The 15,670-nt window shown below is 34.3% G+C and carries 8 protein-coding genes; 1 reads left to right on the top strand and 7 read right to left on the bottom strand.

Annotated elements, in window-relative coordinates:
- Positions 1 to 12 precede the first annotated feature (12 nt).
- The 7 genes from IC221_RS12305 to IC221_RS12335 all read right to left on the bottom strand — a co-directional run bounded on the left by IC221_RS12305 (position 13) and on the right by IC221_RS12335 (position 13,036).
- Positions 13 to 552, bottom strand: coding sequence for a hypothetical protein (locus tag IC221_RS12305; protein WP_188169256.1), 540 nt, complete (start codon positions 550 to 552; stop codon positions 13 to 15).
- Positions 545 to 2,581, bottom strand: coding sequence for an NAD-dependent DNA ligase LigA (gene ligA, locus IC221_RS12310; RefSeq protein WP_188169257.1), 2,037 nt, complete (start codon positions 2,579 to 2,581; stop codon positions 545 to 547). Before ligA ends, IC221_RS12305 begins: the two co-directional genes overlap by 8 nt.
- Before the next feature lie 21 nt (positions 2,582 to 2,602).
- Positions 2,603 to 2,992, bottom strand: a complete 390-nt coding sequence (locus IC221_RS12315; protein ID WP_044203988.1) for an HIT family protein — start codon at positions 2,990 to 2,992, stop codon at positions 2,603 to 2,605.
- A 1-nt stretch (position 2,993) separates the two neighbouring features.
- Positions 2,994 to 4,661: an AarF/ABC1/UbiB kinase family protein gene (locus IC221_RS12320; protein ID WP_188169258.1), complete on the bottom strand. Its 1,668-nt coding sequence runs from the start codon at positions 4,659 to 4,661 to the stop codon at positions 2,994 to 2,996.
- A gap of 254 nt (positions 4,662 to 4,915) precedes the next feature.
- Positions 4,916 to 7,234 carry a BamA/TamA family outer membrane protein gene (locus tag IC221_RS12325; RefSeq protein WP_188169259.1) on the bottom strand — a complete coding sequence of 773 codons (2,319 nt, stop codon included), beginning with the start codon at positions 7,232 to 7,234 and terminating at the stop codon, positions 4,916 to 4,918.
- The gene (locus IC221_RS12330) at positions 7,224 to 12,485 is read right to left on the bottom strand and encodes a translocation/assembly module TamB domain-containing protein (RefSeq protein WP_188169260.1); all 5,262 of its coding nucleotides are present in this window, start codon (positions 12,483 to 12,485) and stop codon (positions 7,224 to 7,226) included. Before IC221_RS12330 ends, IC221_RS12325 begins: the two co-directional genes overlap by 11 nt.
- Positions 12,486 to 12,613: 128 nt before the next feature.
- A complete protein-coding gene (locus tag IC221_RS12335; RefSeq protein ID WP_188169261.1) occupies positions 12,614 to 13,036 on the bottom strand; it encodes a hypothetical protein in 423 nt (140 codons plus the stop codon).
- A gap of 188 nt (positions 13,037 to 13,224) precedes the next feature.
- Between IC221_RS12335 and IC221_RS12340 the strand changes: the two genes are divergently transcribed.
- A complete protein-coding gene (locus IC221_RS12340) occupies positions 13,225 to 15,654 on the top strand; it encodes a TonB-dependent receptor (protein WP_188169262.1) in 2,430 nt (809 codons plus the stop codon).
- Positions 15,655 to 15,670 lie beyond the last annotated feature (16 nt).

A 15,670-nucleotide genomic window follows, 5' to 3' on the forward strand; every position in this document is an offset into this window, starting at 1 on the left:
ACCTCTCTTTTTTTACATTCTGTTTAAAACTTCAACTGCTGCTTTAACCCTATCATCAAATGCGAATTGACTTGATAATAATTTCATTTCGCAATAGCCTTCGTCTTGATGTTCACTCAATGTGACTCTACAAGTGGCATGCGATTTTCGAGTTAATTGATCTAATATTTTTGAAATTGAAAACGAATATGTGAATAAATAATCGAAAGATTTTTCAACAAATATTTGAAGATCATTCTTTACATTATCGTTACTCCAATTAATTTTTGATACAGGTATAAATTTACAATTAAAAGGAATTTCAAAATCTGTTTTACTGAATTCAGAAACAAATATTATTTCTAAATTTTTAACAGATTTGGGTAGAATATTCTTCAAAATTTTTATTTCATTCAATAATGATTCAAACGTCAATTTATCTTTTATGTAAAATAAAAAACCAATCGAAGTTGCCTTTCTTAAAGGTACATCATTATTGTGAATGATATCATTTGATGGAGACTCCTTCTCTAATTTGTAATTTAAAAGCTTGTTCTTCAGTAAGTTAATCATTATTCCCTTTCAGTAATTGACCAAATTCTTCTTCCGTCAAAACAGTAATTCCTAAGCTTTCTGCCTTTTTTAATTTGGAACCTGCTTTTTCTCCGGCAACAAGATAATCAATTTTTGCTGAAATTGAAGTACGTACTTTCCCACCGTTTTGCTTAATGAGGTCATGTAATTCATTCCTAGAATACACTGAGAAGGTACCTGTACATACAAATAGCTTTTCATTTAATGTTCCAGTGTTCTCTTTCTCAACTAACTCAAACTGAAGTTCATGAGACTTTAATTGCTCAATGAGTGCCATGTTGTCGGCATCATTTCTAAATTCTACGATACTTTCAGCGATTCTCCCTCCTACTTCATAAACATCAGCAATTTGTTCTTCTGTAGCAGAAAATAATGCATCTATATTTTTAAAAACTTCAGTCAATTTTTCAGCAATTGTGCTACCTACATGACGTATTCCTAAAGCAAATAAAACCTTTTCATAAGGGATGTTTTTAGAAGCTTCAACTCCCGATAATAGATTATCAATGGACTTTTGTTTAAAACGCTCCATTGCCTCCAGCTTTGTAGCGGTTAGCGTATATAAGTCTGCATAATTACTGATCAGTCCTTTATCGATAAGCTGTTCAATCGTTTCTCCACCTAAAGAGTCGATATTCATGGCTTTACGGCTCACAAAGTGCTGTATTCTACCTTTAACTTGAGGTGGACATGATTTATCATTAGGACAATAATGTTGAGCTTCTCCTTCAATTCTGATAAGGTCAGTTCCACAATCAGGACATTTATCAATGAATTCAACAGCAGTTGCATCCGTTTCTCTCATGGTTTTATCAATCCCCGTGATTTTTGGAATGATTTCTCCACCTTTTTCTACGAATACATAATCCCCTTCAAAAAGCTCTAACCTTTCAATTTCATTGGCATTATGAAGAGAAGCACGTCTTACGGTAGTTCCCGCAAGTTGTACAGGTTCCAAGTTGGCTACTGGCGTAATTGCCCCTGTTCGTCCAACTTGATAAGTGATACTTTTTAATTTTGTTTTCGCGGCTTCTGCTTTGTATTTATAAGCAATAGCCCAACGTGGGCTTTTAGCAGTATTACCTAATTTTCTTCTAAGGTCCTCTTGATCAATTTTAACGACCACACCATCTGTTTCTAATGGTAGGTTAAAACGCTCTTTATCCCATTTTGTAATGAAGTTCCAAACCTCATCAATATCTTTTGCTTTTTCGAATGAATTTGGAATATTAAAACCCCAAGATTGTAACGTTTTTAAGGCGTCAAAATGGTTTTTAATAGTATCGTAATCCCCAACAATACCATAGATGTAAACATCAAGGTTTCTTTCTGCGACCTTTTTAGGATCTTGTTGTTTTAAAGCACCTGCACAAGCGTTTCTAGGGTTGGCTAAAAGTGGCTGTTCTTTCTTCCCTTCACTCTTACGGATTTCATTCTCTGCAATAATTTTTTCATTATTCTTTTCAAAAGAATCCTTGCTCATAAACACTTCTCCACGGACTTCTAATTTTGCAGGGAAATCACCTCTTAGTTTTAATGGAAGCGTTTTGATGGTTTTGGCGTTATTTGTGATCTCATCACCTTCCTCTCCATTTCCTCTTGTGACCGCTTTAGCCAATACACCGTTTTCATAGATAAGACTAATCGCTACTCCATCATATTTAAGCTCACAAACCATTTCTGGCTGAATACCTAAGTCTTTCTGAATTCTAGTATCGAATTCTATTAAATCTTCCTTGTTGTAGGTGTTAGACAATGAAAGCATAGGTACTTCATGTCTTACTGTAGGAAAGTTCTTTGTTGGTGCTCCTCCTACTCTTTGTGTAGGTGAATCAGGGGTAAGAAATTCTGGATGTGCTTCTTCAAGTTGTTGTAATTGCTGTAACATTTGATCAAATTCTTGATCTGAAACTTCAGAAACACCATCTATATAATATTTAGTGTTTAAATCATGCAACTTTTCAGACAGTTGCTCAATTTGTTTTTTAACTTCTTCTTTTGACGACATGAGATAATACTGAACGTTGACTTATAAATGAATGCGAATTCTTTGTGCAATTTCTGCTAACTCCTCTTGACTTAAATTTAATTTATTCGCAAAATTCATATCATGCATAGAACTAATTGGAATTAAATGCATATGTGCATGAGGAACCTCTAGTCCTATAACAGCGTGCCCAACACGATTACAAGGGAATTCTTTCTTGATCGCTTTAGAGATTTTTTTGGCTACGACATATAAACCAGCAAGTAATTCATCTTCCAAATCAAACATATCATCTACTTCCACTTTTGGAATCAATAAAGTATGTCCTTTTTGTACAGGTGAAATATCAAGAAATGCATAATAATTGTCATCCTCATACACTTTATGTGATGGAATCTCTCCATTGACAATTTTAGTAAAGATACTTGCCATTTTATTTTTTACTTTTTGGTTTGATTAAAAGATAAAACATTAATATTAATGATAATGAATAACCTATTGTACTTATCATAGGCATACCCATTGAATTTCTTTGTAAGTAAGTGAGCGGTGAAGTCATGACTATTGATGAAGAAATCAATAACCCAATTATTAATAAAACGATATTAAGGTTTGAAGCCGATTCTGCAACTTGTTTGATGAGGGGGTCTAATCCCTTGTGCTCAATATTGATGGAAAGTTTTCCCGTTCGCGTTTTCTTCAATATGGACTTTACCTCCATTGGGAGGTTATAGAGTAAAGAAGAAATCTGATAGAAGGAATAATAAAAATCAGAACTTAGGTTTTTAATTGAAAACTGCTCTTGTGCTAATTTTTTGCCATACGGCTCTATTTCTGGTAAACTTTCTAATGAAGGCCATAACACATTACAAATACCTTCGAGTATTGCCAAAGCCCTTAAGATCATAAAAATGGATCCTGGCACCGCAAGGTGATGCTTGTAGATGATCTCTTGAAGAGTCCCTGTAATATCGGCTAATGTGGAGTCTGAAGCATGAATAATATAGCGATCTACCAGCTCACTAAGGTCTTGCTCTAGCATTCTTAAATCTTCTGCATCAGACTCTTTAGAAATCCGTCTCAGATGCATTGCCATTCCTCTAGCATCTCCATGCCCCATAGAGGTTAAAAAATTGGCAAAACTATACCTTTGATATTTGGTTAAACGACCAATCATCCCAAAGTCAATTAGGATGATTTTTCCGTCGGGTCTTACTAATACGTTTCCAGGATGAGGATCCGCATGAAAATATCCTTGATTAAAAATCTGATCTAAATACAGATGTAGACCATTGAGAGCTACTTGCTTTACATCAAGACCCCAAGATTCAATGGTTCTCTTATCAGTAATTTTACATCCACTTACATACTCCATTACCAGGAGTTTCTTGGTGGTGTATTCTAAGTAAGCATAGGGAATATGAAGCTTCTCATTGTTCTTATGAGCGTTTCTAAATTGAACAATGTTTTTCGCTTCAATAGTATAATCTAACTCATTGATGATCGACTCTTCAAATGTTTCGATGATTTCATCTGGATTGAGAATGCCGTATCGTGCAAAGAAATGCTTGGTATGTTTTACAAACTCACGTAATAACCTCAGATCAGTATGAATTTGTTCTCGTGCTCCAGGTCTTTGAATTTTAAGAACGACATCTTGCCCTGTTTTAAGGCGTGCTCTATGTACTTGACCAATACTTGCGGCTCCTAATGGTTTGTTATCAAAAAATGAAACAAAGTCATTGAGATTCATTCCTGTTTCTTTCTCAACAATTGCCATTGCTTCTTCTTCCGAAAAAGGAGCCACATTGTCCTGTAACTTTTGTAATTCTTCAATGAGATCTTGAGGGAGAATATCAGGGCGATTACTTAGTGTTTGAGCAAACTTAACAAAGGTGGGTCCTAAGTCTTCAATCACCATTCGTATACGTTCTGATCGACTAAACTTTAGTACAGGTCTATTATCTCTCTTCCAATCATCAATAGGAACAAACCTGCTCAGTGAAGTGGTAGAGACAACATCTTCAAACCCATACTTAAGTAAGATTTTTATGATTTCTTGAAGTCGTTGAAAATTTTTTACTTTGGTTGAAAAAAACATTCATTAAAAAGTATACAAATCTTAAGTATTAAAATAATTAGGATCTGAAGTTAAAAATATATTTTACCCTTGTTTAGGTGCACTAAGTCAAAATTGATCGTATCTTATTTTTGTCTGAGTACTTATCAAAAATAAGGCATAAGAACAACTACTACAATTATAATTCATTGTTTTAACCAAAGAAATGAATAAAAAACAAATTATTAATTATAGATAAAGTGAATGAATACTTCTTTAATTTAAGCTTTTGATGTTTAGAAAGGATAACCTATGGCAAGGTTGAAAACAATATCGTTGAATTTTGTATTTTTAATAACCCATTGATCACCATCTTCAGGTACGTAAGGAACTTTAACAGGGACTGCAAAATCAAATCGCAATACAAAAAATTGAACATCAACTCTTAATCCTATCCCTGCTCCAATGGCCATTTCATTGAACATATTTTCTAATTTGAATTCACCACCGGGTAAGTCATCATTTTTATTAGATAACCAGACATTACCATAATCAACAAATGCGGCTAACTTAAGGTATTGATGTAAATCATAACGATACTCTACGCTACCTTCCAGCTTTAAATCACCAGCTTGTTCTCCAAACCCAATATCTTGACTGTCCTCACCTGGGTTTGTATTCTGACTTGGGTCATAACTACCTGGTCCGAGGGTTCTAGTTTTGAATGCTCTAATACTGTTTGGTCCACCTACAAAATACTGTTGAACGAATGGTAAAGCAGTAGAATTTCCCCAAGGTTTACTGTAACCAATGACTAAACGGTTGGCCAAAGAGCCTTTTTTAGACGTTCTAAAAAAGAACCTGAAATCATTTGTAAAACGAACATACTGAGAAAACGGACTTCCGAAGATCTCATACTGACCTGTTGTTGGATTTTTTTCTCCACCAAATGCCTGCATAGCGGCGTACCATAAGTTACCTGAGATCGCAATGTCTCCTTTGTAATAGAAACTACCCCAACTTTTTTTCTTGTCCCAAGTTGGAGCATATTCAAATGTGTAGTTTGAACCTAAGATAAATTGATCTCTAAACGTTTCTTCCAACGAAGGAAAAGCTTGCCCGATCGTAGTACTATCAGTAGATCCTGTCGCTTGAAAACTAATAGCAACAGGGTTTAAAGTATGTTTAATATTTTCATTGGTTCTCCATTCAAAACCGTAGGAAGTATTAAAGTAGTTCAGGGTATATTTAGGTAAAAAATGATACCTCTTGAAGCCTACACCAAAGTTGGTATAAGGAATATAAAAATCACTACCAGGGTGTACTTCGATTGGAGCTATAACTCTTGGAATGGATAATTTTGCATCAATACCGTACCAAGCAATTGCATCAATACCATTTCCTTTACCGCCAAATTGTTTCTGAATACCTGTAAAGCCTGTTATTGATAATCGTTCTGCCCCACCAAAAGTATTTCTATTCTTCCAAGTGATATCAAGTTCTGGACCTGAGTAACCTGTAGACCATGTTGACATTGCCAATTCAGTTGAAATGGCGTGAAGTGTCACCTGAGACATTTTTGCATTGACGTCCAATTTACCATAATTAGGATCATCAGTAGGTTTAGGAGTGAACTCCATATTTACATATTTGAAAACCCCAAGCCCAGAAAATTGTCTTAAAGAAGCTTGGTGTTTGTGTCTTGAGTAAATATCACCGGTTCTTGTTTGAAGCGTTTGTTCTAAAATTTTAGGTTTCAAATTGACGGGATCGCCTTTGTAAATGATTCCTGAGTCAATCTCAATTATTTTTTGCTTTCTTTTTGATGCATTCAAGCCATCAAGGTCAAAGTCAGGCTGAAGTAATACAGAATCTATTGTATATAACCTCTTTGTTTTTTGAGGCATTTCTTTGAAATATGCTTTGACGTCAATTGTATTATCACCGTTTGCACTATCAAGATCAAACATTAAATAGTTTGAACTGAAAAAATAAAAACCAGAATCCTTTAAAGCATTATTGATTCTTATTCTTTCCTCTCTAAAATTATCTAAGCTGTACCTTTCTCCTCCAACTAATTCAGATTGATCTTTTATTGCCAGTACTTTTTGATTAAGCGGTATATCACTTTCCAATTCCCATGAAATACTGTCTAATCGGTAAGGCGTCTTCTTTACATATACTTCGTATTTGACACTAGCCGATTTTGTAGCTTTATCACTTTTCTTTTTGTGGTATACTTTTGCATCAAAATAACCATTATTATTTAAATTATTTTGAATGAGATCAGCTGTTTTCTGCATTACGTTTTCATCGTAATACACGGGTTTACTACCAAAAGTCTTAGCCATCCATTTTTTCATTCCTTTAGGATGCTTTGCTTTCTCACCTCTGTAATAATACCACGCCCCTGATTTAGAATTAGGAGCAGTGGTTTCCGCAACTTCAAGAAGAGCATATTTTAAATCTCCATCAACTCCAACCGTATCGGTATGGTATTCTATAGTTGCACCAGTATAAAAAGCTTTATCTTCTTCAATGTACTTTGTAATTCTACAGCTATTTAGTGCGAGAAGTAAGATAAGTGAAATATTAAAAAATAATTTATTCATCATTTTGAGCCAATGATATTATCGTCGTTTCGTTTTTTTGATTAGGAAGAAATAAATGAAGAATGTTTGATTCATCTATCGGAGTTTTTTGTTGCCCCATAGGATTAGATGGTGTAGGTTTTGAGCCTTCATTTATAGTACTATCCATTTGGATATGTGTGGCAGAAGAATCTGTATCAATTGTAACAGAATCACTCACTGCTGGCCTCATACCACTTCCTTTTGAAGTACTATCAGAGTCAGCTGCTTTCATCATGCCACCGCCTGAGTTTGATCTCTTGATCATACCCATTCTTTTTCTAATGTCTTTTTTCTTATCAAGGTTTTTAATAAATAGCTCTTTGCTATTATTATACTCTTTCGTGAAAACAACAGAAACACCTGTTTTAAACACGTCTGGAGTGAAATATTGAGCATCAATAGACCTGAATAATCGGTTTTTCAGCGTTCCATCATTGAGTAGCTTATACTCCAATAAGAAATCCGTGTTGAAGCTGTTGGAGTTATTGCTAGCTTGGTTGCCATTGACAGCCATTTTACCACCCACTGACACACTCAATCGATCATTGAATAAAGTCTTTTTGAGTGTCACACCAACGTCTGTTCTATTACTTTGGTGTCCTTTGTCGGATTGTGAATAGGAATCTAAGTCGAAATCAACATCCACAAAACCATTGGTAAGATTATCCGTGACATTGTTTAATTGTTGACTGATGATGGAACTTACAGAACCAGTAACCATATCAGAAGTACTTGCACCTTCTCCACCGGCATCATTTAAGAATGTACCTAAAATAAGTAAAGCAAAGACCTGTTTGTTTACTTGAGATTCATCTTGATTTAGATTTTCTACAGCCGATGCAATTTTATCTCCACCTTGGCTACCTTCTGGATAGTCTAGTTTAAATGAAAGTTCTGGTTTGATCACATCTCCATTCATATTCATATAAACCACAAACTTTCTTTTTGCTTTATATTGATTGGCTTCTGCCTGTTCAATTTGATTGGCGACTAAAGGATAAGGTGATGTAGAAGCTTCATAGATGGCGGTCATATTGGCTTGAGGATTATAAGGATCTCCAGTCCAAAGGACACTACTACCTTTGGCCAATTTTAATTTCTTATTCATCAACTGATAAAAAGTCATTGAGTAATCTCCTTCTGTTATGATGTACTGCCCCGACATGACCATATCATCACCAGCATCCATTCTTACGTTTAATGTACCACCTCCCACAAGGGTTAAAGCGTCACCAGCTCTTGGGTCAATCACTACTCTGAAAATCGATTGTTCATCAATACGTATGGTTGCTGATATTTCATAGTTGTCGCCTTTTTTTCGGACAACTGTTGTGTCCCCTTTTTCGACAAAATTGACAATATCATCTCCCGTATCGATGTCACCAACTCCTCCATCCATATATACATAGGTCAGGTCAGTACCTCTACTAATTCTCACATCGGAATCGATTAAAAGATGATCCAACGGTCCTTTGATTTTAGTAAGGTTTCCAATGATCAACTTTCCAAAGTATTCAGGATTATCTTTGGATGTAGAATTAATTAAGGTAATATCATCGGCAGAGAACCTTAAGTTGAAATTATAGTCCTCATAATTTTCAGTTTCAATGTCACCTTTAAGTAATGCTAAATGCCCTTCATCATCTTTAAAACCAAATTGTTTGAAATGTATACCAGAATTATCAAAAAGCATACTTCCATCAATTCCTGTAAGGCTGATATTTAAAAAGTCGATTTTAAATGATGGTTTGTTCATTAAGATTTCTCCATCAACATTTAAAGGAGCTTTCCCTAATCCTTTGACTTCAATACCACCGTGAAAACCACCACTAAAATTAGAGGCATATCCTTCTGTAAATTTCTCAAAGGCATCGAGTTTTAGTTCCTTAATATCAATTGATAAATCAAGTGGTGAAATACTGTCTACCAAATTGTAGGTTGCTTTTGATGACATATCACCAATAGCACCTTTGATACTTGTTTCATTTAAGAAAATATCTCTATTCTTGGTGTTGGATGCAGTGTTTTTAATTGTGGCTAATATATGGTTGAAGAAACCAAAATCTTCAATTGACAGATCAGCTGAAAGGTCTCCTCCATTATGTAAGTTGCCAATATTGACCAATGCATTGATCTCTCCATTGATTAATGAAGTATCTGTTTTAGCATTATAAGTTGCTGAATCCAAAGAAAATTGGTCAATTTGGAATGCATATACTGTGTCTTTTTCATCGTATTGAGAAGTTTCTAATTTGATGACCTGCTTTCCCTTTTTTATACGAAGGTTGTTTACATAAGGGAGATTGCCATCTGATAGAATATAGTTATCCTTGTTCACTGACCATCGTTCGTTATTAGCAATGATCTTATCATCTAAACTAAACTTATAGGTAGTTGAATCCAATTGAAGGTCTCCACCCAAATACAACCACTGTTTCTGACGATCTTCACTAAAGCCTTCTGTTTTAAAGCTTAAGTGGTTATTGGAAGCATCTCCTCCAAAATTCCAATAATGAGCTGCATAGTCTTCATAACCCAACATCAAGAATCGATGGAAACCTAAATCGTATTTTAGCTTTTCGGTATTTGCATGAACATTGGTATAGATCGTATCTAGTTGATAATCCAAATAGGCCAATTTTGGTATACTCAGATCAAAGTCAAAGGTATTGGCAGACGCATTGAAATGGAATTCACATTTTTCAAATTCCAAACTATCAAGTCCTCTGATAGTACCATTTGTCAGTAATTCATTGTCTTTGATTTTTAAGTATCCATTCAAATTGCCATTTGATGGAGGCAGTTGACCAATCATTTCTCTTGATGATAAGAATTGAGAGAAATAACGTTCTATCATTACTGAGATACTGTCAAGTGTAACGTCAGATTCGACACGAGCTTCGACAGCCTCTGATTCTAAATTAACAAAGAAGTGTGTGCTGTCTAATTCCACATGTGATCGTATATAACTTACATCATGTCTTTCTTTATCTTGGATAAAATAGATTTTGTTGAGATTGAGCGTAGAATTTAGATCTTCTACATCAAAACCAATTGTATTAGATTCTATATCCATCCCGAAGGCCAGTGTATCTTCGTATAAATTCAATGCATAAAGATCGATCACATTTACCTTACCATTTATAGCAGCTGTAGGAATTTCTTTGTTCATATCAACACTACCCACAAGGTCAAAATTCATTGCTTCTTTATCAGCTCTCGCTTCCCACTCCGCAGATTGTCTATCAATATTCATATGCATTGCTAACCCTTGATAGTCGTAATCGTTGTATTCTGCTTTTTGAAGATTAAATGAAAGTTCTGCAAGCAAATCGTTCTCCACATCAAAACCTTTTCCATCTAAAGTTAAATCAGTACTGATCTTTCCTATGGTTGAATCCTTTAATATTCTCCCAACATCTAAGTCGTGAGTTTTGGTATTCAAATGATACTCATCTTCGTTCTTAAGGTTAAAATCAAGTGTGAAATAACCATTATCAAAAATATCAATTTCAGATTGCGTTGATACATCTGTTAATCCTCCTTGTGCCTTAATATTTCCTTGAATTCTTCGAGGAATTCTATACTCTTGCTGCATTGTTGAATCCAAGAATATGCTTAAAAGCGGAGGTGTGTAGAATTGAAGTGAATCAATAGACATATCGTAACGCAATGAGTCATCAGACATGACATTGGCTAAGTCCATTTTGAAAAATGTACTGATACCTAATGAAGTGGAGAGTTGAGTGTTATCGATTGACATTTGTGATAAGTTACCCTCTACTACTGTTTTTAGATCTAGATCATGTGCTAAGAAAGGTTGAATCAGTGTATCTGATTTTAAGGATGGATCAAAAATAGAGGCATCACTAAATGCGATATGTGCTTTCTTCAGAGAATTTTTGAAGTATAACTCTTCAGGGTAATCCCCTATCAAAAATAAATTGGGGTATTTTAAATAAAGATCATTTTGAAGAAAGCTATTATTCAATTCTAATAATAAGTTGCTGACTGATAATGATTGAGGTTTTACCGAAACATTAGTTCTTAAATTATTGACTTTAAACCCACTTTTTTCTTTTAAGTAAAAAGAGAAAACCTCCAGGTCAATTTTTTCATCATTGATCGCAATATCATTTGTTACATTATCAATTTGCTGAAAGTAAATATGATTAGGGTCAAGACCTGATGCAACAGGAGAATAAAGATTGTCATCGTATTTTAAAGAAAGCTTCTCAATTTGAGTTTCTTTAATATCTATATTCCATCCTAAGTCCAATGAGTTGAGTTCGGTAAGCTTAGGTTTTACGTAAGGCTCTTCTACCTTTGTTGTGTCAGAAACCAAAGCATATTCTATATATGAATTCGTTAATTTATTCTCACCGATGGAAATAATGGTCTTTTCTAAATCTACCAAATGATCATTGATCTCATAAAGACCAATTTTGACAAGTGCTTTTTCGTTAATTACATTTTCATTGTATTCAAGAGAGAAATTGGCAATTTTTCCTTTTTTTAGCTGGAGTATAAATGGTGTGCTTTCGGTATTTCCCTCGCTTTCTTCAGCAGGAGGAGTCTCACTTACAGGCATTGGCCCAAATTGAGTATAGTTGACCTTAGAATTCTCTAAGTCAAAATAATTGATGGTATAAACACCATTATTTAGGTCAATCTCAGGAATTGAAGTTTCAGCTCTGCCTATCCCTACTTCAGCGGTGAGGTTGAGTACACTGTCAATATAATTGAATGAAGTATTTTCAATCAAAATAGAATGAATGACAATTTCAGGCAATGGTGAAGTAGTTGTATCTTCTACTACCACCTCCTCTTCACCTGAAGAAAATGCTTCTATTAGATAATCAAAGTTAAACTGCTCATCACTGTTCATCACCACTGTAGATTGTAAGCCAATAATGGCAATTTCATCAAGAATGATTTTTTCTAGTGAAACAGTTTCAAAGTCGATATCAACAGACAGTTCTTGAACTGAAAATAAAGTCTCATTTTTTGGAGTAATGAGAGCTACATCTTCCAAAACTAAAGATTTCGGAAAATTTAGTGCTATATATCCAATCTGAAAATCACTATTTGTCTTTTCAGAAACGTAAGAAGTGACTTTTTGAATGACAAGGTTTTGAACATATGGCACTCTTAGTATGCCATAGATTGAGCCTAAAAGAATTATGAATAAAAGAAGAATACCAAAAAATATTCGCTTGAAAGATCCTTTCATTATCGAATGGAGGAAATTGTGATCTGTATTTTAAAAGTAAGTCTAAAATTACTTAAATATTGGAAGTAGACACAATTTAAAAGGTGAAATAAAAAGTATTCTAAAAAAAAAGTCAAAAAAAGGAGCGATTAAGAAGTGAGCCAGTCTTTGTATCGGTTGGAGATAACTATTTTCATGGTGTCAAAATTCTCCGAACTGTCTTTTACATGAAACATAGAGTTTAATCCCTCAGACAAAGTATTTTGGTAATCCATCAAATACTGTCCACCCCCATAATAAGATCTTACAAAGGGTTTTAATGTTTCTCTGAAAAGTGAATAATCGATAATACCATCAAGTGTAGCTGCTAGAATAATTGGTGAAATCTCATTGTTCATGAAGTGTATAATCTGAGCCCCATATTCATCTTCATAATCATCACTGTATAAGTCCATTTTGATTACCCAACCCATGAATATACCCATATGAAGATAAGCTTGATCCAATGCCACTTCTTCAGGGAATTCTGAACCAAAATAATTTCGTACATTATCGACAATATTGCTATTCATTATCTCTTTTTTAATTAATTAAGTTCGTAACGTGAATTTAATATAAATATAAAAAGCAAAAATAACTTAACTTTTCAGATAAATTACGTGTAAAATGTAAACTAGATTTTAATTTCACTAAATTAGATTAATTTTTAGATGTACTTTATTTTAAGTATTGTAATTTTTTAATACCGTTTTTTGCAATTATGCTAAAAAAACTTAGTCTATCTTTTTGTGTCCTATTACTCGTTTTATTTGTTGGAGCTACCCAAGATTTAACAGCTCAGACGGCTACTTTACGGGGAGTTTTGATAGATTCAGTAGGAATGCCTATTCGATCTGCAATTGTTCAAGAAGGCAAAAACAAGCAAAATTTTTATTTAACCAACGATAAGGGAGGTTATATTCTTACTTTACCTGCTGATTCAACTATCACTGTTTTCTTTTCACATCCTAATTTTTCTCCTAGAGCTTTTGAAATTAAATTATCAGAAAATGAAATAAAAACACTCGATGCAAGATTATTTAAACAAATCTATCATTTGAAGGAAGTTGAGATTTCTAGTGATAAAACGCAAAAGGAATTAAGAGATAAAGCAAGTACCGTTTTTGTAAAAGGCGAAGACTTACGAGAAATTCCTGTAGGTTATGGTGAGTTTACTCAACAATTAGTTGCTTCAGGTGCCCTTGGTATTGCCTCTAACAATGAGTTATCTTCCGATTATTCTGTACGTGGAGGTAGCTTTGATGAAAACTTAGTTTACGTCAATAACATAGAAATATATAGACCATTTATCGCTAGAGCCGGCCAACAAGAAGGCTTGAGCTTTGTCAATACAAATATGGTAGAAGCTATTGAGTTTTCATCAGGAGGCTGGGAAGCGAAGTATGGTGATAAACTATCTTCATCATTGAACATCAAATATAAAAGACCGGTTGATTTTGGAGGTACTTTGGAAGCCTCTCTATTGGGAGGTTCACTTACTTTAGAGGGAGCTTCAAAAAATAAAAAGCATTCTGCCATAATTGGAGCTCGTTATAAATCGACGGAATACCTACTCAGTACTTTACAAACGCAAGGAGAATACAAACCAAGATTTGGTGACGTACAGTCTTATTTAAGTTTTGATATCTCAGGGAAAGAAAAATATGGAAGAACATTTATTGATGCGATACTTTCTTATGGAGCCAATAGATATAGCGTCTTCCCTTCTACCCGTAGTACCAATTTCCAAACAGGAGAAGGAATCAATAATCTTACTATTGGTTTTGAAGGTAAGGAACAATTGGATTATGATACTTTCCAAGGCGGTGTGAAATTGATTCATACTTTCAATCCAAGCTTGACGAGTAACTTGATCGCTTCGGCGATGATCACACAAGAAAGAGAGAGAAGTAATCTGGAAAGTGGTTATAGAATCAGTGATTTACAAGATTTAGAAAACGGAATTACAGGAAATGTCACTGAAAAAGGATTAGGTGGTGAATTTCAGTATTCAAGGAACACTTTAAAAGGTAATGTGTTTATTATTGAAAATCGAAATGTGTATGAGCATAATCAAAACTGGAAGTCTGAATTAGGTTTTCAAGCAAAGTTTGAAGACATTGAAGACAACTTGAATGAATATAAGGTGAAGGATTCTGCAGATTATGTGATTTCAGTGGAAGATCAAATACAAGCTGTTAATCACATTACATCTCAGCGTTATTCAGCCTATCTGCAGAGTTCTTATCTTTCTAATAATGAACTGCATCGTTTTACATTAGGACTAAGAGGGACATTTTGGTCCATCAATGAAGAATTGAATGTTAGCCCACGTTTACAATATACATTTAGACCGGAGTGGGAAAAGGATATAGTATTCTCATTTGCATCAGGTATTTATTATCAGCCTCCTTTTTATAGAGAAATGAGAAGACCAGATGGCACTCTTAATTTGGATCTAAAAGCGCAGGGTTCTATGCATTTCATTGGTGGTATTGATTATAATTTTGAACAATGGGGACGTCCTTTTAAATTGATATCTGAAATTTATTATAAACAGATGTGGAATGTAGTTCCTTATGATGTAGATAATATTAGAATTCGATATTCTGGCGAAAATGAAGCAGAGGCATATGCTGTAGGTATTGATACACGTTTAAGTGGTGAATTTATTCCAGGTACACAATCTTGGGTTGGATTGAGCGTGATGAGTACAAAAGAAAAAGTGGACGGAGATCCACGTGGATATATTAGAAGGCCTACCGATCAAAGAGTAACATTTACGATGTTCTTCCAAGATCATTTACCTAATAATCCTACCATGAGAATGAATCTGAGATTTATGTATGGATCAGGCCTTCCTTTTGGCCCTCCTAACAATCCTGAATTAAGAAATTCTTTTAGTGGTGGAAATGATTATATGAGGTTGGATGTTGGTTTTCAAAAAATAATAGCTTTAAATAAACAAGCTGAAAACCCTAGTGAGGAGTTCTTGAAAAACCTTTCTATTGGGGTTGAAATACTAAATGTATTGGGGAATAACAATGTGATTTCTCATACTTGGGTATCGACATATGATGGTACTCAATATGCTGTTCCTAATACACTATCGCAAAGATTTTTCAACGTGAAAATGATTTTGCACCTATAGTCAATGTTTGTAACTT

Origin of the sequence: Flammeovirga sp. EKP202 (assembly GCF_014534745.1) — a bacterium.
GTDB lineage: Bacteria > Bacteroidota > Bacteroidia > Cytophagales > Flammeovirgaceae > Flammeovirga.